Here is a 17,980-nt window from a genome sequence, read left to right on the forward strand (position 1 = left end):
CTGGAACCTGTCGTGTCGAACCCGGCATTTGTCTTGGCCACCGAAAGGTCCTGGCCGCCTGCCCTTCCCGCAACACGGGAAGGGCGATATCGGCCGGCCTTATTTCTTCAGGTCGGCGGAGGTCTTCATGCACTTTGCCGGCGGCTGCAGCGCGTTGACGGCATCCCATTTGATTGTGCGGGTGGTGCCGTCATAGTCATAGAACTTCTTCCAGTCGTCGCCGTTCATAGGCGCGGTCGGGCTGACGATGTGCTCCGGCACTTCCTCATTGTTGAAAAGCTTCACCGCGGCATCAATGGCGGTAAAGCCTTCCTTCTCGGGGAACATCGCGGCTTCGATGCGATAGGAAGGCTCGTTCTGCATCGCGTTGATGAAGGCAAGCCCTTCGCCGCCCGTGCCGACCGTCAACAGGCCATCCTGCGACTTGCCCGCCGCTTTCCAGGCCTGCAGGCCACCCAACGAAGACGAATCATTGATGCCGTAGATGATGTTGATATCGGCGTTCTTGGCCAGTGCCGCGGAGGACACTTCGAGAGCGCGGTCCGGATTGCCGCCGCCGTCGAGATCGTGGACCATGACCGCATCGGGGATGATGGTCTTCAGCCCGTCCATGAAGCCGTGGGAGCGCAGCACGGTGGCGGAAAGCAGCGGCAGGCCGACATTCATCACCTTGGCAACGCCGCCGAGCTTTTCCTTCGCGTATTTGCCGGCCTCGACGCCGGAGAAATAGCCTGTGTCGTAGTCGCAGATGGCGACCATGGTCGTCATGCCCTTGACCGGATTGCCTTCCAGCACGACCGGCACGTTGGCGGCCTTGGCCTGGCGCAGCAGCGGCACCACGCCTTCTTCGTTCACCGGGGTGATGATCAGCACGTCGACGCCCTTGGCGATGAAGTCTTCGGCCGCGGCAACCTGCTTGGCTATGTCGAGATTGGCATCCTGCACCTCGACCTCGATGCCGAGTTCCTTGCCGTGAGCCTTCATGCCCTTGATGACGTTCTGATACCACTCATGGGTGGCGTAGTTGGTGACGTAGCCGATGCGCTTGGGCATGTTCTCGGCATGCGCGGCGGCGGCGCCGAGCGCCAGCACGGCGGCGGACGCAAACAGGATTGACTTGGACCAGAGCATTTTCTTCTCCCAGATTTATCGCTTTTGTTAGTCGCTGAACGGATAGTCCCGCCGTTCCGGGTCGGCACGTAAGGAGTTGGTGGCTTCGCCCCAGCCGAGTGCCGCCGATATCTTCTCGGCGGCGGCGCGGGTGCGTTCGAAGACGGTTTCGCTGTCGAACCGCGCCGCCTTCTGCGGCAGCAGCGGCACGGTTAGCGCGGCGATGACGGCACCGGTGTGATCGTGCACAGGCATGGAGATGTTGGTGCAGGCCGCAACGGCCAAGGAAGCGCGCATCTCGTAGCCGAGCCTGGCGACCTCGTTCAGCCGCGCCTCGATTTCGGCCCGCGTGCCCTGGCCCTCACCGGCGGCCACGATGCGCTCGACGATGCGGTCGCGCTCGGCCCGGTTCGAATGGGCGAGCAGCACGGCACCCGAACTTGTTTCGAGGATCGGGAAATGCGACCCGAGTGCTACCGAGTAGCGCATCGGCAGCGGCGAATCGATCTGCAAAACCACCAGTGCGTTCTGGCCCTCGCGCACCACGAGATGGCAGCTCTGGTCGGCATTGGCGGTCAATTCGCGCATCACCGGCAGAGCGCATTCCACCAGCCGGTTTACCGGCGGATGCATGTGCGCCAGTTCGAACAGCTTCAGCGACAGCCGGAAACGGTCCGATTGCGTGCGAAAGATATAGCCCCGTTTCTCCAGCAGAAGCAGGATGCGGTAGATCTCGTGAATGGAGCGGCCGAGGCCGGTCGCGATCTCGGTCTGGGTCAGCGTTTCGGCGCTGGAGGCCATGAATTCCAGAACGTCGAGCGCCTTCTCCACCGCCGGCACGCGATAGCCGTTGCGGCCGCTTTCGCCCTCGTCGAGCGTCTCGGCAACGCTGGCGGCCATCAGGCGACGCTCCGTTCCGGCTGGACTTGCCTGGTTTCGCGGTAGAGGCTGTTGACGTGGCCTGCGAGTTCGGTCGCCGACATGTCACCGGCTATGGCTGCGGCGGCATGCGGCGCGCATTCGCGGAAGAAGGCGATGAAGCCCGGATGGGTCGGACGCAGATAGGACGAGGCGATCGTCCGCAGCGTCGAGCCGAAGAAATCGCCGGAAAGACCATTGACCCTGGCATCCTTCCAGGCAGCCAGCGAACCCGGTTGTCCGCCAGACTTCACATAGTCGCCGCGCTGGTATTCGGGCGAGCACAGGAACAGTGCGTAGTCGATCGCGGCCTGCTTGTGCTTCGAGTGGGCGCTGACGCCGATGCCGGCACCGCCGAGCAAGGCGCCGGCGGCTTGCGGGGTGGGCACGTCGGCGAAGCGCAGATGGGGGCTGTCGGGTTTCGAGGCGTAATTCACATAGCCGAAGGCGAACGGCACGTAGACAACGTCGTCATGCGCGATCATGTGGTCGTAGCAGCGGATCGGATTCCACTTCGACGAGTCCGGGTGCGAAAGCGCGACAAGCTCGCGCAATTGCGCAATCGCCTGCTCGACCATTTCCTTCGCGATGAATTGCTCGCCATCTTCCTGGGGACGGCCAAGCGTCAGAAGCAGACACATGGCGTCGGTCGGCACGAAGGGCAGGCCGAGCCACTTGCCGTCGCTGCGCGCGCGCCGGCCAAGCTCCAGCACTTCGTGGTGCGTGCTAGGCACCGGCCCGTAGCGCTCCAGCAAATCCGGCCGATAGGAGGCGACCTGGCAGGCGGCATCGATCGGCAGCGCCCACTGACGGCTGTTCTTCTGGTAAGAGCGCCAGGACGCCCCGACTGAGTCACGTTCGAAGAAATGGATCTGTTCGGCCGACAGATAAGCGTCGAACGGGACCATCAGTTCATCCTGGGCGATATCGCCGATGAAGGGATGGTCGAACACGACCAGATCGTAAGTGCCGAGCACCGGACCGAGGGCGCCCTCACCGAATTCATAGAGGCTGCGGCGGTCCCATTGGATCTCCAGGCCGGGATGCGCGGCGCAATAGGACTCGATGCTGGCCTCCAGCGGACCCCAGCATCGTCTATGATCCCACGCCAGTCCGCGCAGCTTCGTCATGCCACTCAAATCCTCCCGGCACCGGCAATAGCCGGCTCGTCATCGACACTAGCACCATTTTTCATATGCGCAACTTGTTTTCATTTGCGCAAAAAGCGCACACATCCTCCCGACTGGCCGATGCAGGGTTCAAGCCAGATCGAAACGCTCGACGGCGCGCATGATGCCGCGCAGTTCAGCCAAACCCTTGAGCCGTCCGATAAGCGAATAGCCGGGGTTGATCTTTTTCTTGCCGATGTCGTCGGCAAGCAGATGCCCATGGTCTGGCCGCATCGGAATTTGCCAGTCGGCCCGGCCTTGCTCGCGCCGGCGCTTTTCTTCCTGCATCAGAGCCAGGATAACGTGCGCCATGTCGGTGCCGCCTTCGAGATGCTCGGCTTCATAGAACGAGCCGTCCTCCTCGATGGTGATGTTGCGCAGGTGGACGAAATGGATGCGGTCGGCGAATTCCTTGACCATGGCGACGATGTCGTTGTCTGCGCGCGTGCCATAGGAGCCGGTGCAGAAGGTCAGTCCATTGGCGGGACTGTCGACGGCGTTGAGGATGAAACGCGCGTCCTGTGCCGTCGAAACCACGCGCGGCAGGCCGTAGAGCGAGAATGGCGGGTCGTCGGGATGGATGCACATGCGCACCCCCTCCTCTTCGGCCGCCGGAATGATCTCGCGCAGGAACCAGGCGAGGTTGTCGCGCAACTCCTTCGGCCCGATCGAATCGTATTCAGCCAGGGCTTCGCGAAAACTGTCCCTGTTATAGCTGCGTTCGGTCGCCGGCAGGCCGGCAATGAGGTTGCGCTCGATCCGGTCGATCTGCTCTGGCGTCAGCATCTTCAGCCGCTTCTCGGCCTCGGCGATACGCGCCGGCGTATAGCTTGCCGCACCGTTCTTGCGCTGCAGCACGAAAAGATCATAGGCCGCGAAATCGATCGCATCGAAGCGCAGCGCATAGCCGGTTGTCGGCAGGCGATACATTAGGTCGGTGCGGGTCCAGTCCACCACCGGCATGAAATTGTAGCAGATCGTCTCGATGCCGGCCTTGGCGAGCGCCCGGATGCTGTCGCGGTAGTAGCCGGCATAGCGCTCGCGCTCGGGCGCGCCGATCTTGAAGGAATTGTGCACCGGAATACTCTCGACGACCGACCATTTCAGGCCAGCCGCCTCGATGATCCGCTTGCGCTCGAGCACATCGGCCTCAGGCCAGGCGCGGCCGTCATAGATCTGGTGCAACGCGGAGACAACGCCGGTGGCGCCGGCCTGCCTGACATGTTCAAGCGTCACCGGATCATCGGGACCATACCAGCGCCAGCACTGTTCCATGAAGCCTCCTCAGGGTTGGCGGCGACCATATTGTCGGACCACAAGCCTGTCAACAGAACCTTTCCTTCGCCATACAGTTGATTTCCTGTGGATCGAGCCCTAGGGTGGTCCAACAAATAGCAAGGAGTTCTGCGGTGGAACAGGCGAGCCACGATTCGATGGAGGCGGCAGACGAAGCCGGGATCAGCAGTTCCGCCGTCGACCAGACCGTGCGGCAGATCCTCGACCTCATCCGCAATCGCGCCATGTCCATCGGCGATGTGCTGCCCACCGAACGGGAGCTTGGCGAACTGTTCGGCGCCAGCCGCAACACGATACGCGAGGCGCTGCGCACCATCCGAACCTATGGGCTGATCGATCCCAAGCCGCGCGTCGGCGCGGTGCTCGCCGATCGCCAGAATGTCGCGATCCAGAATTTTTTCGCCGCGCAGATGGACATATCGAAAACGTCCTTTCACGACATACAAGGATTTCGCCGCATCATCGAAGTGAGCGTCGGCGACCACATCATCCTCAATGCCAGTGCCGCCGAACTTGAAGTCCTGGATGAGGTCAATGACCTGATCGAGACCAGCAAGGATGTCCAGGAAGCCGCGCAACGCGATTTCAATTTTCATCTGGCGCTGATGAAGCTCGCCGGCAACCGTATGCTGGTGCAGACCTATCAGTTCCTGTCGCCGGTCATCCTGCACATCATGACCGTCGGCAAATCCATCCGGCCGGTGCTGAGCGAAACACGCCACGCGCATGGCGAGATCATCGCGGCGCTGCGCGCGCGCGACCGCATTGCCTACTGCTACCTGATGAGCCGGCATCTCGATTTCGGCTTGCGCTTCGTTCCCGACGACCTCGAAAACGCCCGTATCTCGGCGGCAAACCCGGTGCAGCCGGGTCCGGCATCTTCCAAGGATTTGCATCATGTCTGATTTTGAGAACAAGGTGGCGCTGATCACCGGCACGACCGGCATCGCGCTCGCCACTGCGAGCCGCCTGGCGCAAGGCGGCGCTGCGATCATCGCCTGCGGCATCGACCGGGCGGCCAATGCCGCCATGCAGGAGAACCTCGCCAAGGCCGGAGCGAATGCGCTGGTGCAAACGGTGGATGTCTCCGTTTCCGACCAGGTGCGCGACGCGGTCGCAGCGGGCGTCGCGAGGTTCGGCGGCATCGACATCATCGTCAATTCGGCGGCGGTCCACCCCTACGGCACGGCGACCACCACCGACTGGGAAACCTGGAACCGGGCGATGACGGTCAATGTCGGGTCGATCTACCTGACCGCGCATTTCGGCATTCCCGAAATGATCCGCCGAGGCGGCGGTGCCATCGTCAATGTCGCCTCGGTGCAGGGGTTCGCCTGCCAGCAGAACGTCGCAGCCTATGCCACAACCAAGGGCGCCATCCACACGTTGACGCGTTCGCTGGCGCTCGACTATGCCGCGGCCGGCATCCGGGTCAATTCGGTCAGCCCGGGCTCGATCCGCACGCCAATCCTCGAGAAGGCGGCGCGTGGCGACAATGGCAGCGACGCCGATGTCGAAGAAGCCTACAGGCGCTTCGGCGCCGCCCATCCGCTCGGCCGTATCGGCGAGCCGGAGGAAGTGGCGGAACTCATCGCTTTCCTGTGTTCATCGAAAGCCGGCTTCTGCACCGGCGCTGACTACAAGATCGATGGCGGCCTCACCGCCGGCATCGGCGTCAAGTAGGGTAACGCGGATGAAGATCGGACTTGGCCTCTATCGCGATTCGCTGACGCCGGAGAATTTCCGCTTTGCCCGGCAGGCCGGCGCAACGCATGTCGTTGCGCATCTGACCAACTATTTTCGCGGCCGCGATCCCTCGCTGTCGGCCGGCACCGAAACGGATGGCTGGGGCGATTGTTCAACGGATGGATTGTGGAGCTACGAGGATTTCACCGGACTGGTGAAAACCGTACGCGACAACGGCCTGGAGATCGCCGGCATCGAAAACCTGTCGCCGCGCTTCTGGTCCGACGTGCTGCTCGGCGGCCCCGATCGGTCGAGGCAGCTCGACGGCCTCAAGCGCCTGGTGCGTGACGCCGGCCGGGCCGGCATTCCCTGCATAGGCTACAACTTCTCGATCGCGGGCGTGTGGGGCTGGCAGCGCGGGCCATTCGCGCGCGGCGACGCCATGTCCGTGGGGCTCGATTTGTCCAATATCGATCCCGACCTGCCGCTGCCCGACGGAGTGGTCTGGAATATGCGCTACCGGCCGGGCCGAGCCGGCGCCGCGCCTGTCAGGGTCTCGCAAGAAGAACTGTGGGAACGGCTTGGCGTCTTTCTGCGCGAAATCGTACCGGTGGCCGAAGAGGCCGGCGTCGTGATGGCTGCGCATCCGGACGATCCACCCGCCGAGGCGCTGCGCGGCACGGCGCGCCTCGTCAACCGGCCGCAGAAATATGATCGGCTGATGGATATCGTCGACTCGCCCGCCAACGGGCTGGAGCTCTGCCTCGGCTCGCTGCAGGAGATGCCGCAGACCGAGGAGATCTACAGCCATGTGCGCCGTTTCGCGCGGCGTGGCCGCATCGGCTATATCCATTTCCGCAATGTGCGGGGCAAAGTGCCGAAATATCACGAAACCTTCGTCGACGACGGCGACATCGACATGGCCGAGATCGTGCGCATTCTGCGCGACGAGAATTATCAAGGCGTCATGATACCCGATCACACGCCTGAGATGGCCTGCGACGCGCCATGGCACGCCGGCAAGGCCTTCGCATTGGGCTACATGCGCGCACTGGTGCAGAACGCCGACGCGCTAGGCCCGGTACGAAGCCGGGCACCCGACATGGCAGCGGAGTGAATAGGGGACGCACGACTGACATTTTTCGAGCCCGAAGGCGCCGCAAAAGCCCGCTTTCGATGGAGAGCGGGCTTTTGTTAGTCGGCTCGGTTCCTAACTCAGGATAGCGACGATCTCATATGAGTTCGGATCGACAATAACAATCCTGCCATCGGCCAGGAGGAAATATTCATAGCTCTCATAGGCAGGAACGATTTCGACGATCCGGTGCGGAAGTCGATGCAGCCGCACCTTCTGCTTCGGCACTTTCACGCCGACCGAAATGTCCACGTCGAGGTTCGAGACCGGTTCCACCTTCGTCTCGCGGATGACGTTGGTGATTTCGGTCTTCTGCTCGACGGATATATTGTTGATTGAAGCGGTTGAACTCTGGTCGGTAGTCGTACCGGCCTTGCCCTGCGCTTGCTGATCGGTAGTCGTACCGGCCTTGCCCTGCGCTTGCTGACCGGTAGTCGTACCGGCCTTGCCCTGCGCCTGCTCCTCGGTCTTCATGCGGGGCTTGCCTTGCGCCTGCTGATCGGTCTTCACGCCCGCCTTGCCTTGCGCCTGCTCGTCGGTCTTCGCTCCGGCTTTGCCTTGCGCCTGCTCGTCGGTCTTCATGCCGGCCTTGCCTTGCGCCTGCTCGTCGGTCTTCATGCCGGCCTTGCCTTGCGCCTGCTCGTCGGTCTTCATGCCGGCCTTACCTTGCGCCTGCTCGTCGGTCTTTACACCCGCCTTGCCCTGCGCCTGCTCATCGGTCTTCGCTCCGGCTTTGCCTTGCGCCTGCTCGTCGGTCTTCATGCCGGCCTTGCCTTGCGTCTGCTGCTCGGTGCTGCCGCCCTTCTGGCAATTGGCCGAGCCGGCTGCGCAAGTGTCTGCCCCACCCGATTGGGCCGCTTCGCCCGACTGCTGCTGGGTCTGCGCGATTGCCGCCCCACATCCGAGGGTAAGCGCTAACATGCTGGTGATCAGAGTGGTTCTCATGGGAAATCTCCTAGGATGGCAGTCCCTTCGCGGCAAAACTTTGCCACCCCGTGATTGTTCCACCGAAGGCTAATATATTCCGGAGCGGATGGAACTGCCGGCATTTTGCGAAGTTCGGCGCATAGGGCGCACCTGCCGAAACGCCGGTGGCGTCGTCGGCTTGGCGCCCTGCCCAACATCTGATGGAGACAGAAGTGGAAAAATATCTACTGGGAACGGCAGTGGGCATCCTGTTTCTTGCGGGGGCCGGAGCGGCCGCGGCGCAAGATGTGGTCATCCAGCCGGAGCAAGAAACCGTTATCAAGGAGTATGTGAAGAAGCAGCCGCTGGCCTCGGTCCAACTGCCCGGCGTGGAACTCAATGTCGGATCCACCGTGCCTGATACGGTCGAACTTCATGAAGTTCCCGATGTGAAATACCGCTACGTCGTGGTCGACAATCGAACAGTTCTGGTCGACCCGGAAACCCGGAAAATCGTCCAGGTCCTTCAATGACCGCATGTTCCAAAGCGCCCGCCCCGGCATGCGTCGAGGCGGGCGACCTGTGTCAGGTTTCTGTTTTCATGCATGTCTTTGTTCCAAACCGAGGCGTTTTGGGCGACATGCATGAGCATGGCTACGACTGCAGGTCAAATGCGATGTTGCGATGCTTTTGAATTGCTGAGCTGGCAACAATGTCCGCCAGTTCTTTGTCGGAGAGAGTGCATTCTGGCAGTTCGTAACGGATGGCTGACACCGCCTGCGCCGTGGAAATTGGCCATTCGAGATTTCTGCGGGAATTGATGTAGTGATCGATGGCCCGGATCAGTTCCTTCGAGGTCATATCGATCACAGGCATCGGTTCCTCCTCCTTATTTCCCCGTTTTTCTCACTGTGTTGACGGACACCGAAACCTGCCATCACAATTGTTAAAACGGCAGACGAAAAAGATGTCGATTCAGGAAAATAGGGGCTGGCGGTGGCTTTGGAGTTCACCTCCGCTGCATCGGTGGAAATATAACTGGGAGTGCAGCGGGTTGCGGTGTAGTGTCCCAAGTGATGGCCGCTGCAAAGGGAGAGCTCTTGCACCATGGACGGGGAAGCGGCGAAATCAGCCTTTCTGGGCGGGATTCGCGTTTTGATCGTGGAAGACGAATATTTTCTCGCCGATGACCTGCGTAAGGCTCTCGTCACACAAGGGGCGATAGTGCTCGGCCCGGTCGCCACGGTCGAGCCCGCAATCGAATTGCTGAACAGCGGTCAATGCGATTTTGCGATTCTCGATATCAACTTGCGCGGCGAGCAGACATTCGAGATTGCCCGCGAGTCGTTGGCGAAAGGCGTTCCGATCGCCTTCGCCACCGGCTATGATCAGACGGCCATTCCAGCAGAGCTCGGCGGGATCAGGCGATTTGAAAAGCCTCTGGAATTCGGCAGCATTGTCAAGTTCGTTGCCGCGACGGCACATGACACGCGATGAACGAGAGAAGCGAGCCGGCGGTTGGCCTGAGAGCGAAGACCGCGCGGCACCCGCTTATCCGCAAGCTGTCCAATTTCACGGTCCTGTCCGTGGAAGAATGCGACGCCATCGAGAGCGCGACAACAAAGGTCGCCGAATTCGCCGCCGGCGATGACGTCATCCAAAGGGGCGACCGGACAGGCGGGGTCAACCTGCTGCTCGAAGGATTTGCCTGCCGCTACAAGATTCTCGAAGACGGTCGGCGACAGATCCTTGCCTATTTGGTGCCGGGCGACCTTTGCGATCTTCACGTGTTCCTGCTGCGGCGCATGGACCACTCGATCGGTGCTCTCAGCCGCTCCAAGGTTGCGGCGATCCCGCAGAGCGCCATCCTCGGCTTCACCAACAGCTATCCCAATCTTACGCGTGCGCTCTGGTGGACCACGCTGCTCGACGAGGCGATCACCCGCGAATGGGTCGTCAACATCGGCCAGCGGACTGCTTATGAGCGGATGGCTCACCTTTTTTGCGAGCTGTTCCACAGGCTTCACGCAATTGGTGAAACGGCCGGCAAGAGCTATCCCCTACCGGTAACCCAGGCGACCCTGGGCGATACGCTCGGTCTTTCGAACGTGCACATCAACCGTACGCTTCAGGATCTCAGGCGCGATGGCCTCATTTCGTTCAACAACGGCACTGTAACGATCAAGAACCTGGCGAAACTGGAGGCGGCGGCCTTTTTCAATCCTGATTACCTTCATCTGTTGGACGTCAGGGAGCCTTTTGCATGATCAGGCACGGCCTCATCGAGTGGAGCGCAAAAATGAAACATCATAGGGAACCTGGCCTGCTTCTGCCGGTTCGGCGTGACCGGAGGCGGTAGCGAGCGATGGCCAAGCGCGATTTGATCGGCGGATCGGCAGGTACGATCGATCCGCTGGGCCGCTGCTATCGCCCTCCATATTTCCGCCGACAGCGGCGGCATTAATGCTCCTGCCGGCTCGACGGTATCATTTTCGCCGGCTGAAAACCGCGCGCGGCGGCACGAAAGCCAATCCTGGGCGCGTGAACGCGAGCCAAAGGCCGACGAGACGATGCGCTTGGCACCGCGCATGATCGATGAACGGTTGAAAGACTGACAGGTGGCTGGAAAAAGACCTCCCAAGAAAGACGTCACGGGTACATTCTCCCGTCCGCAAAGTGTGTCCGCCGAAGAACGCGATGCTTCCGCGTCGATGCGGCTCAGCCATGTCGATGAACAGATGGACGAACGTGACGATCATATCGCCCGGCTCGAAGCCGAACTCCAGGTCACACGCGACCGCCTCCAGGCGACGAAGGCATTTGCCGCCGAATTGCAGCACCGCGTTCGCAACACGTTGAGCATTGTCCGTTCGATCGCTCGCCGGTCGGTTGAAAACAGCAACAATGTCGAGGACTATGCCTTTCACCTCGAGGGCCGCATCAATGCGCTTGCACGCACGCACAATGTGCTGATGCGATCGGCCTCGGCCACCGTGCAGCTTGACATGCTTGTCCTTGACGAGCTTGCGTCCCAAGGCGGCCGGACGGAAGATCAGTTCACCATAGATGGCCCGGATATTTCCTTGTCCGGAAAGACGGCGGAGACCTTGGGCCTGGCGTTCCACGAACTCGCCACCAACTCGATGAAATATGGCGCGCTGTCGGCAGCCGACAAATCAATCAGCGTAAGCTGGAAAGTGGGTGGCACGCCCGCCAGACAGGAGCTGAAGATCCGCTGGATCGAGGACCTGCATGGTCCGGCAGCAATACCTGCGCGACGCGGCTTCGGATCCGAGCTGATCGAAAAGGTGGTGCCCTATGAGATCGGCGGAGCTGGCTCGCTGCGCTTCACCGATGCCGAGGTGATCTGCACGATGGATATCCCCCTCTCGAACGAAATTCACCCCAGCAGGAGCCTGGAGGACCCGCCCGACGATCTCCAGCATTGAACACCGACACTCCTGCGCCGAAAGGCGGCCGGGGCCAGGAGCGTGGAGTTGGAAGGGGCTGACCCAGCACCGACCGAGGTGGCGCAACGGCCCTGGGGTTTGCCGAGTTGCCGCCGCACCAGCCTTCAAATTCTCAAAATGATGGAACTTCAGCGACAACAAAGAGTTCGGAGCGCGGCGACGGCGAGCGCGCTGTCGTGATCTCGCGACTCACCTTGAAGCGGGAGGAACCTGGATCAACAGGAGCTGACCATGAAGTCCCATACACTCGAACAACTACACGCAATCGCGGAAGTTGATACGGTGTGCCCGACAATGACGCGGAACCAACGCCTGGAGCGCTGGGCAAGTCTTCTTGAGCGTCATCCTGAACGGCGCCTCGGAGCGCTTCCGGGCACCGAATATATGAGCCCCGACATGCGCGAAAACGCCTACTGCGTGCAATCCCCCATCAGCGTAGCGTTCGAAGATCCGATACTGCGGGCGCAGGGTCTGGAAGGCGACACCTATGGCGAGGCAAAGCGCTTTTTCGAACTGTCCAACTGGCAGTTGCACAACATCGTCTGCGATTGCCACGTCGGTGCGACCATGAAAGCCGGGTGGGTCGCCGTTCGCGTGCGCGCCGCCATGGGCGAAGGTTTCAATATCTTCGCCAGGCTCAGGGCGCTGCTCGGACGTTGACCGAGACGCCATCTCGAATGCGTCGACGGAATGAACAGTCGGTCGACGCATTTTTCCTCCTTGGCGGCAAGTGACGTCGCTTCAGGAGCTTCGAGGCTCCGACCCGCTGCCGATGGTCGGATCGGGCACCACCGGACCGCGCTCGGCTTCCGATCCTTCCGCCTCTATTTCCTGCACGGCCTGGTCCCAATGCTCCTGCTCTCGGCCCGGCGGGCGGCCTTCGCGCTCCCAGATCTCGTAGGCTCGTCGCTTTATGAGTTCTTCCTTGTCCATTGGAAACTCCTCCTGCGTGCCCCAATCTCCGGCAGGCCGCTTTGTTCCCTCCGGAAACAAAGGCAACGCTTTTGGAGCGATCCGGACTAGCCGCACCGGAGCGACACGGAACCCTTGGGGGATTAGGCCGTTTCCGAGCATCGGCGCAGTGGGGGATGGCTTGGGAATGCCCGCCGCTCGAACTCTTGGCGACGAACACGCCAATGATGTGCCTGCGCCACGCCTTGCCGCCCCGTGTGGCCTCGGCCAATCAAAGCCTTGCAGCGGGACCCCAAAGGGTGGGCGCGACGCAAATATTGGGCTTGAGATCATGACTATTGTCTTTTCGGATCGTCGCGAGGCAGGACGCGTTCTCGCTGATAAGCTCGGCCACTTCGCAGCGCGCGATGATGTCACCGTGCTGGCGCTGCCGCGCGGCGGCGTGCCTGTCGCCTACGAAGTCGCACAGGCATTGAAGGCACCGCTCGACGTTTTCGTCGTGCGCAAGCTCGGCGTTCCCGGTTACGAAGAGTTGGCCATGGGCGCAATCGCGACCTCCGGCGTACGCGTCCTGAACGACGAGATCGTGGAAGGCCTCGCTGTGCCGGCCCACGTCATCGATGCGGTCACTGCCAGCGAGGAGAGGGAGCTTTTACGCCGCGAGCACCTCTATCGCGGCGAGCGGGTACCGCTCCTTGTGGAGGATCGAATCGTCATTCTCGTGGACGATGGGCTCGCCACTGGGTCGACCATGCGCGCGGCGGTCAGGGCGCTGCGCGAAAAGCGGCCTGCCCGTATAGTTGCGGCCGTTCCGGTCGGCAGTCCCGACACCTGCGAGGCGATGGAGAGCGAGGCAGACGAGGTCGTCTGTGCGACGACGCCGCAGCCGCTCATCGGCGTCGGGCGCTGGTATGAAGACTTCTCCCAAACCAGCGACGACGAGGTCCGCGCCCTTCTCGCCAAGGCGGGGCGACCAACCGCACCGTCCGGCCGCGATGCGCCGCAGAATACGGCAAACCGATTGCACAAGCACGTCGTTCGGCTCTCCGGAGACGCGCGAGACTACGACGAGCTCTTGGCGGCGATCGGCGAGGCGCGCTTCGTGTTGCTCGGTGAAGCTTCGCACGGCACACACGAGTTCTATGAGGAGCGCGCGCGGATCACGCGGCGGCTAATCGAGGAGCAGGATTTTGCCGCCGTTGCTGTCGAAGCCGACTGGCCCGACACATACCGGGTCAACCGCTATGTTCAGGGAACAGGCGAGGATATCGACGCGGAAGAGGCGCTCGCCGATTTCCGACGCTTCCCCACCTGGATGTGGCGGAACAGGGTCGTCGTCGATTTTGTCGAATGGCTGCGCCGGCACAATGAAGCGCCCGGCAAGGGCAATCCGAAAGCCGGGTTCTACGGGCTCGACCTCTATGCCTTGCATGGCGCGATGAAGGCGGTGCTACGCTATCTCGAAAAGGCCGACCCGGCCGCGGCGGAGATCGCGCGTCGCCGCTATGCCTGTTTCGACCATTTCGGCCCTGACCCGCAGGCTTATGGCTTCATAGCCGGCAATGAGGTCGACAAATCCTGCCAGGAGGCTGTGGTCGCACAGCTGGTCGAGATGCTGAAGCGGCGCCCGGCGAAGGCCGAGCCGCGCGAAGGCGCCGTCGCGGACGAACTCTTCGCGGCGCAGCAAAACGCCCGCCTCGTAAAAAATGCGGAGGCCTATTATCGGGCCATGTTCCTGGCGCCTGAATCGACCTGGAACCTGCGTGACCGGCACATGGCCGAGACGTTCGAAGCTCTCACCGCTCATCTCGGCCGGCTCGGGCGATCGCCGAAGATCGTGGTTTGGGCGCATAACTCCCATCTTGGCGACGCCAGGGCGACAGACAGGAGCCTGCATGGCGAAATCAACCTCGGACAGCTTATCCGCGAAAAGCATGAGCGCGAGGCCTTCCTCGTCGGCTTCACGACGTATCAAGGAACGGTGACGGCCGCGTCGAACTGGGACGGTCCGGCGGAGCGCAAGGCTGTCCGGCCTGCCCTGGCGCGCAGCTATGAGGCGCTGCTGCATGCTGTCCCGTCCGATCGCTTCCAGCTGGATCTGCGCGGCGACGGCGAAGCCCTGCCGCGACGGCTCCTGGAGCGCGCGATCGGCGTCATCTACCGGCCTGAGACCGAACGGGCCAGCCACTACTTCCATGCCAACCTTGCCGCGCAATTCGACATGCTGCTGCATTTCGACGAGACGCGGGCGGTTGAGCCGCTGGAGCGCAGCTCGCAATGGGACGCCGGCGAGCTCGCGGAGACCTATCCGTTCGGGGTTTAGGGACCGATCCAGTTGAGATGGAGATCGCCATGGTCTCAGTCCTGAAGACAAACGAGAAGGCCGTGCAGGTTCCCGCCGGCGGCGCAATGCTCGCGGGCAACCTGTCGCTGCCGCAGGAAGCCCGTGGGCTCGTCCTCTTCGCTCACGGCAGCGGCAGCAGCCGGCACAGCCCGCGCAACCGCTATGTGGCCGGACGGTTGAACGAGGCGGAACTCGCCACGTTACTCATCGACCTGTTGACGACCGAAGAGGAGCGTATCGACCAGATTACCGCCGAGTTGCGGTTCGACATCCGCTTGCTCGCCGATCGACTGGTTCAGGTTACCGACTGGCTGCACATGTCCGAGGAAACGTCGGCGCTGCGCGTCGGTTATTTCGGCGCGAGCACAGGGGCTGCCGCGGCGCTGATGGCTGCGGCAGAGCGCCCGGATCGAGCGGCCGCCGTCGTCTCGCGCGGCGGGCGTCCGGATCTTGCGGCACCTGCCCTGCCCCGCGTCCGGGCACCAACGCTGCTCGTGGTCGGCGGCGCAGACACGCAGGTGATTGCGCTCAACCGTTCGGCGTTCGCGGCGCTGCGGTGTGAAAAGGAGCTGGCCATCGTTCCGGCTGCGACGCACCTGTTCGAGGAGCCCGGCGCGATGGAAGAAGTGGCGGACCTCGCGATCCAATGGTTCCTGCGCCAACTGCCCGCGTGACGCCGGCGCCAACGCCTCATCAGAGAGCCAGATCGATTGGGTCGTCGGCGCGTCAAAAATCATTCCGCGGAGGAGTTCCATGACAGTCAGGGTTCTGCAATTTCTCGCCATTGTCATTTCGGCCCTCGCGCTCATCCCGGCAGGGGCCCATCTCGCCGCTCTTCCCAACAAGATATCTCTGCCGCAGCCGGAATATTTCACCGTCCAAGGCATCTATTACGGATGGGCGATCCTTGGATTGCTCTGGCCTGCCGCGCTGATCGTGAACGCATTGTTGGCGATCTCCGTGCGCTCACAGGCTTGGCCCTTTTGGCTCGCCCTGCTTGCGGCGCTGTGTTTCGCGATCATGCTCGCGATCTTCGTTGTCTGGACGCTCCCTGCCAACCAGGCGACGCAGAACTGGACGACAGTTCCCGCAAACTGGGAAGCGCTCAGGCAGCAATGGGAATATTCTCATGCGGTAAATACCGCGATTGTATTTGCCGCGCTCTGTCTCGCGACGCTGTCGGCGCTCTCGTGGCGTCCGGCCGATCTGTAGATTGTCGCCGGAGAAAGTCTCTTTTCCTCCGGTTCATTCGCGCCATCGATGCGTTAGGTTTTCTGGAGGTCGCGACGTCGCACCGCCATCTGTCCCGCTGTATCCAACGAGGAGAAAGCGATGCCGGATAAGAAAACCATCGAGAAAGCGAAAAAAGACAAGCGCGAAGGTAAATCGCCCACCACGCAGGCCGGCGAATTCGTGCATGACGAGATCGAGAAGGTCCGTCGCGGCAAGCACGGCGCGCGCTCGACCAAGCAGGCGATCGCCATCGGTCTTTCGGAGGCGCGCCGCGCAGGCGTCGACCTGCCTCCGCCCAAGAAACGAAGCGTCAAGGAGAGCACCCGCAAGAGCGCCGAATACGCCTATGAAGTTGGCCAGGGCGAACGTAAGCCAAAACGCAGCCCCAAGGTCTCGAAGGCCGTTTCCGAGGTTCTCGAGCACGAGCCGAAGAACACGGCATCCCATGAGGCGCTTTCAAGACAGACCAAGCAGGCGGCGTCGCGCCGGACGGCCGAGGAGCGCTCGGCCGCAGCCAAGAAAGCCTCGGAGACGAAGGGCACTGCAGGCCGGTCCGCCGCCGCACGCAAGGCGGTCCGCACCAAGGGTGCTGCCGGAAGAAAGAAAGCAGCGCAGAAGGCCGCCAGCACGCGTGCGGGCCGAACCTAGACTAGAAGGTCGAAAACCCGCTACGCACTCTCTCCAGCCGGCTGGTGAGAGGTAGCTGGACCGCAGCCAGCGTCAAGCGATGCGCACTATGTCAGCTGGGACAGTGCGATCGTGTGAGATACGGCCGTCCTTGTCTTTGTCTCGATCCGGCGGGAACAACGGCCCGTGTTCAAGGTTATGGAAAGCTACACCGGTGGTGGAGCTTTCATGACAACCTTAGGGAGACGAAGACATGGCGACTGCGAAGAAGGCGGCGACGAAAGGGCTGGAAGCCCTGTTCCTCGACGGGCTGAAGGATATTTATTACGCCGAAAAGAAAATACTAAAGGCGCTGCCCAAGATGGCCAAGGGTGCCGAGTCCGAGGAGGTCGCGGCGGCGTTCGAGAAACATCGCGTGGAAACCGAAGGCCAGGTCGACCGCCTCGAACAGGTGTTCGACCTGATGGACAAGCCAGCCCGCGGCAAGACCTGTCCGGCAATCGACGGCATTCTCGAAGAGGGTTCGGAGATTCTCGACGACTATAAGGGCGACCCAGCATTGGATGCAGGACTGGTCGGAGCGGCACAGGCGGTCGAGCACTATGAAATCGCACGCTACGGCACGTTGATCGCGTGGGCTGAACAGCTTGGCAAGAGCGACGCGGTCAAGCTCCTCAACGAGACGCTCAAAGAGGAAGTGGCAACCGATGAAGCGCTTACAGGCTTAGGCGAAGGCGGGGTCAATGAGCGGGCTCTTGAGAAAGCCGCTTAGCCGCGGGGCAGCCCGGCGCTAAGCGCCCGGCAGCCTTCCTGTCCAGAGCGGGGTGCGTTCGAGTTGAACTGCGGGTCCTGCTCTGGATTTGGCTGCCGGGAACCTGCCTCGACAAAACAGGTTGTCAAATCATCGAACCTTACAGGAGGATCCGCGAAATGCCGGAAGACCTGTCTCGCGAGGAAGAGCAACGCGGTACCGGAAAGCTCATCACCTGGAGTGTCGTGATCGCCGCCGTGTTTTTTATTGGCCTCTTGGCCATATTCGTCCTCAAGCCGCTTATGACGGGATCTTAGGATCCTTTCGAGCCGCAGCGCGCTTGAGCCGCGCCGGAACATGCTCGCAAGCAATTCGATGACCGCAAACAGTTCCGGCATGCTTTGCGACGCGGCGGTGATGCGA

21 protein-coding genes and 1 pseudogene are annotated in these 17,980 nt (G+C 61.9%); 14 read left to right on the plus strand and 8 right to left on the minus strand.

The genetic code is table 11. The annotated features are described in order from the left end of the window. Positions 1-99: 99 nt before the first annotated feature. The 4 genes from LB541_RS03155 to uxuA form a co-directional block, all read right to left on the minus strand. Positions 100-1,131, minus strand: a complete 1,032-nt coding sequence (locus LB541_RS03155) for a sugar ABC transporter substrate-binding protein (RefSeq protein WP_027027652.1) — start codon at positions 1,129-1,131, stop codon at positions 100-102. Between the two features lie 27 nt (positions 1,132-1,158). Then, positions 1,159-2,010, minus strand: coding sequence for an IclR family transcriptional regulator (locus tag LB541_RS03160; protein ID WP_140515233.1), 852 nt, complete (start codon positions 2,008-2,010; stop codon positions 1,159-1,161). Next, positions 2,010-3,158 (minus strand): ABC transporter substrate-binding protein, encoded by a 1,149-nt coding sequence (locus LB541_RS03165; RefSeq protein WP_224617818.1) that lies wholly within the window; start codon positions 3,156-3,158, stop codon positions 2,010-2,012. The genes LB541_RS03160 and LB541_RS03165 overlap by 1 nt, the downstream gene beginning before the upstream one ends. A 129-nt stretch (positions 3,159-3,287) precedes the next feature. Next, positions 3,288-4,472 (minus strand): mannonate dehydratase, encoded by a 1,185-nt coding sequence (gene uxuA, locus LB541_RS03170; protein ID WP_140525113.1) that lies wholly within the window; start codon positions 4,470-4,472, stop codon positions 3,288-3,290. Positions 4,473-4,606: 134 nt separating this feature from the next. Between uxuA and LB541_RS03175 the strand changes: the two genes are divergently transcribed. The 3 genes from LB541_RS03175 to LB541_RS03185 are packed head-to-tail and all read left to right on the plus strand — an operon-like array spanning position 4,607 to position 7,296. Then, a complete protein-coding gene (locus tag LB541_RS03175) occupies positions 4,607-5,398 on the plus strand; it encodes a FadR/GntR family transcriptional regulator (protein WP_224617819.1) in 792 nt (263 codons plus the stop codon). After that, positions 5,391-6,176 (plus strand): SDR family NAD(P)-dependent oxidoreductase, encoded by a 786-nt coding sequence (locus tag LB541_RS03180; protein WP_140515230.1) that lies wholly within the window; start codon positions 5,391-5,393, stop codon positions 6,174-6,176. The genes LB541_RS03175 and LB541_RS03180 overlap by 8 nt, the downstream gene beginning before the upstream one ends. A gap of 10 nt (positions 6,177-6,186) precedes the next feature. After that, positions 6,187-7,296, plus strand: a complete 1,110-nt coding sequence (locus tag LB541_RS03185; RefSeq protein ID WP_140515229.1) for a mannonate dehydratase — start codon at positions 6,187-6,189, stop codon at positions 7,294-7,296. A 93-nt stretch (positions 7,297-7,389) separates the two neighbouring features. Here the strand turns inward: LB541_RS03185 and LB541_RS03190 are convergent, their stop codons facing one another. Next, a complete protein-coding gene (locus LB541_RS03190) occupies positions 7,390-8,259 on the minus strand; it encodes a DUF1236 domain-containing protein (RefSeq protein ID WP_224617820.1) in 870 nt (289 codons plus the stop codon). Positions 8,260-8,453: 194 nt separating this feature from the next. On the opposite strand from LB541_RS03190, the gene LB541_RS03195 reads away from it, so the two are divergent. Next, on the plus strand, positions 8,454-8,753 hold the full coding sequence (locus LB541_RS03195) for a DUF1236 domain-containing protein (RefSeq protein ID WP_224519082.1): 300 nt from the start codon (positions 8,454-8,456) through the stop codon (positions 8,751-8,753). A gap of 121 nt (positions 8,754-8,874) precedes the next feature. Here the strand turns inward: LB541_RS03195 and LB541_RS03200 are convergent, their stop codons facing one another. Beyond that, on the minus strand, positions 8,875-9,096 hold the full coding sequence (locus tag LB541_RS03200; RefSeq protein WP_140497477.1) for a hypothetical protein: 222 nt from the start codon (positions 9,094-9,096) through the stop codon (positions 8,875-8,877). A gap of 231 nt (positions 9,097-9,327) precedes the next feature. Between LB541_RS03200 and LB541_RS03205 the strand changes: the two genes are divergently transcribed. From LB541_RS03205 to LB541_RS03225, 5 genes and pseudogenes are all read left to right on the plus strand, one after another. Beyond that, on the plus strand, positions 9,328-9,717 hold the full coding sequence (locus LB541_RS03205; RefSeq protein WP_224617821.1) for a response regulator: 390 nt from the start codon (positions 9,328-9,330) through the stop codon (positions 9,715-9,717). Continuing rightward, entirely contained in the window at positions 9,714-10,487 is a 774-nt protein-coding gene (locus LB541_RS03210) for a Crp/Fnr family transcriptional regulator (RefSeq protein WP_140497473.1), read from the plus strand. Before LB541_RS03205 ends, LB541_RS03210 begins: the two co-directional genes overlap by 4 nt. A gap of 471 nt (positions 10,488-10,958) precedes the next feature. Further along, positions 10,959-11,237, plus strand: a pseudogene (locus tag LB541_RS28680) (HWE histidine kinase domain-containing protein); the annotation flags it as partial. A 90-nt stretch (positions 11,238-11,327) separates the two neighbouring features. Beyond that, positions 11,328-11,669 (plus strand): sensor histidine kinase, encoded by a 342-nt coding sequence (locus tag LB541_RS03220; protein ID WP_224519092.1) that lies wholly within the window; start codon positions 11,328-11,330, stop codon positions 11,667-11,669. A gap of 252 nt (positions 11,670-11,921) precedes the next feature. Further along, complete coding sequence (locus LB541_RS03225; protein WP_140515225.1) at positions 11,922-12,350, plus strand: hypothetical protein; 429 nt, start codon at positions 11,922-11,924, stop codon at positions 12,348-12,350. A gap of 81 nt (positions 12,351-12,431) precedes the next feature. On the opposite strand, the gene LB541_RS03230 is transcribed toward LB541_RS03225, so the two are convergent. Then, positions 12,432-12,623 carry a DUF2934 domain-containing protein gene (locus LB541_RS03230; protein ID WP_140497466.1) on the minus strand — a complete coding sequence of 64 codons (192 nt, stop codon included), beginning with the start codon at positions 12,621-12,623 and terminating at the stop codon, positions 12,432-12,434. Positions 12,624-12,933: 310 nt separating this feature from the next. Between LB541_RS03230 and LB541_RS03235 the strand changes: the two genes are divergently transcribed. From LB541_RS03235 to LB541_RS03255, 5 genes are all read left to right on the plus strand, one after another. After that, the gene (locus tag LB541_RS03235) at positions 12,934-14,925 is read left to right on the plus strand and encodes an erythromycin esterase family protein (RefSeq protein ID WP_224617825.1); all 1,992 of its coding nucleotides are present in this window, start codon (positions 12,934-12,936) and stop codon (positions 14,923-14,925) included. A gap of 29 nt (positions 14,926-14,954) precedes the next feature. Then, positions 14,955-15,620 (plus strand): dienelactone hydrolase family protein, encoded by a 666-nt coding sequence (locus LB541_RS03240; protein ID WP_140515223.1) that lies wholly within the window; start codon positions 14,955-14,957, stop codon positions 15,618-15,620. Between the two features lie 79 nt (positions 15,621-15,699). Beyond that, a complete protein-coding gene (locus LB541_RS03245) occupies positions 15,700-16,158 on the plus strand; it encodes a DUF1772 domain-containing protein (protein ID WP_140628931.1) in 459 nt (152 codons plus the stop codon). A 120-nt stretch (positions 16,159-16,278) separates the two neighbouring features. Continuing rightward, on the plus strand, positions 16,279-16,827 hold the full coding sequence (locus tag LB541_RS03250; RefSeq protein ID WP_140655477.1) for a DUF6496 domain-containing protein: 549 nt from the start codon (positions 16,279-16,281) through the stop codon (positions 16,825-16,827). Positions 16,828-17,059: 232 nt separating this feature from the next. Beyond that, complete coding sequence (locus LB541_RS03255) at positions 17,060-17,578, plus strand: ferritin-like domain-containing protein (RefSeq protein WP_140497458.1); 519 nt, start codon at positions 17,060-17,062, stop codon at positions 17,576-17,578. Here LB541_RS03255 and LB541_RS03260 read toward each other — a convergent pair. After that, positions 17,575-17,955: a hypothetical protein gene (locus LB541_RS03260; protein ID WP_140673597.1), complete on the minus strand. Its 381-nt coding sequence runs from the start codon at positions 17,953-17,955 to the stop codon at positions 17,575-17,577. The genes LB541_RS03255 and LB541_RS03260 overlap by 4 nt on opposite strands. Positions 17,956-17,980: the final 25 nt, after the last annotated feature.

The organism is Mesorhizobium sp. BR1-1-15 (genome assembly GCF_020165475.1).
Taxonomy (GTDB): Bacteria; Pseudomonadota; Alphaproteobacteria; order Rhizobiales; family Rhizobiaceae; genus Mesorhizobium.

What these genes read in the sequence shown, in the direction of transcription:
- LB541_RS03155 (WP_027027652.1), bottom strand. Translation starts at nt 1,131, where the DNA reads ATGCTCTGGTCCAAGTCAATCCTGTTTGCGTCCGCCGCCGTGCTGGCG.
- LB541_RS03160 (WP_140515233.1), bottom strand. Translation starts at nt 2,010, where the DNA reads ATGGCCGCCAGCGTTGCCGAGACGCTCGACGAGGGCGAAAGCGGCCGC.
- LB541_RS03165 (WP_224617818.1), bottom strand. Translation starts at nt 3,158, where the DNA reads ATGACGAAGCTGCGCGGACTGGCGTGGGATCATAGACGATGCTGGGGT.
- uxuA (WP_140525113.1), bottom strand. Translation starts at nt 4,472, where the DNA reads ATGGAACAGTGCTGGCGCTGGTATGGTCCCGATGATCCGGTGACGCTT.
- LB541_RS03180 (WP_140515230.1), top strand. Translation starts at nt 5,391, where the DNA reads ATGTCTGATTTTGAGAACAAGGTGGCGCTGATCACCGGCACGACCGGC.
- LB541_RS03185 (WP_140515229.1), top strand. Translation starts at nt 6,187, where the DNA reads ATGAAGATCGGACTTGGCCTCTATCGCGATTCGCTGACGCCGGAGAAT.
- LB541_RS03190 (WP_224617820.1), bottom strand. Translation starts at nt 8,259, where the DNA reads ATGAGAACCACTCTGATCACCAGCATGTTAGCGCTTACCCTCGGATGT.
- LB541_RS03200 (WP_140497477.1), bottom strand. Translation starts at nt 9,096, where the DNA reads ATGCCTGTGATCGATATGACCTCGAAGGAACTGATCCGGGCCATCGAT.
- LB541_RS03205 (WP_224617821.1), top strand. Translation starts at nt 9,328, where the DNA reads ATGGACGGGGAAGCGGCGAAATCAGCCTTTCTGGGCGGGATTCGCGTT.
- LB541_RS03210 (WP_140497473.1), top strand. Translation starts at nt 9,714, where the DNA reads ATGAACGAGAGAAGCGAGCCGGCGGTTGGCCTGAGAGCGAAGACCGCG.
- LB541_RS03225 (WP_140515225.1), top strand. Translation starts at nt 11,922, where the DNA reads ATGAAGTCCCATACACTCGAACAACTACACGCAATCGCGGAAGTTGAT.
- LB541_RS03230 (WP_140497466.1), bottom strand. Translation starts at nt 12,623, where the DNA reads ATGGACAAGGAAGAACTCATAAAGCGACGAGCCTACGAGATCTGGGAG.
- LB541_RS03235 (WP_224617825.1), top strand. Translation starts at nt 12,934, where the DNA reads ATGACTATTGTCTTTTCGGATCGTCGCGAGGCAGGACGCGTTCTCGCT.
- LB541_RS03240 (WP_140515223.1), top strand. Translation starts at nt 14,955, where the DNA reads ATGGTCTCAGTCCTGAAGACAAACGAGAAGGCCGTGCAGGTTCCCGCC.
- LB541_RS03245 (WP_140628931.1), top strand. Translation starts at nt 15,700, where the DNA reads ATGACAGTCAGGGTTCTGCAATTTCTCGCCATTGTCATTTCGGCCCTC.
- LB541_RS03250 (WP_140655477.1), top strand. Translation starts at nt 16,279, where the DNA reads ATGCCGGATAAGAAAACCATCGAGAAAGCGAAAAAAGACAAGCGCGAA.
- LB541_RS03255 (WP_140497458.1), top strand. Translation starts at nt 17,060, where the DNA reads ATGGCGACTGCGAAGAAGGCGGCGACGAAAGGGCTGGAAGCCCTGTTC.
- LB541_RS03260 (WP_140673597.1), bottom strand. Translation starts at nt 17,955, where the DNA reads ATGCCGGAACTGTTTGCGGTCATCGAATTGCTTGCGAGCATGTTCCGG.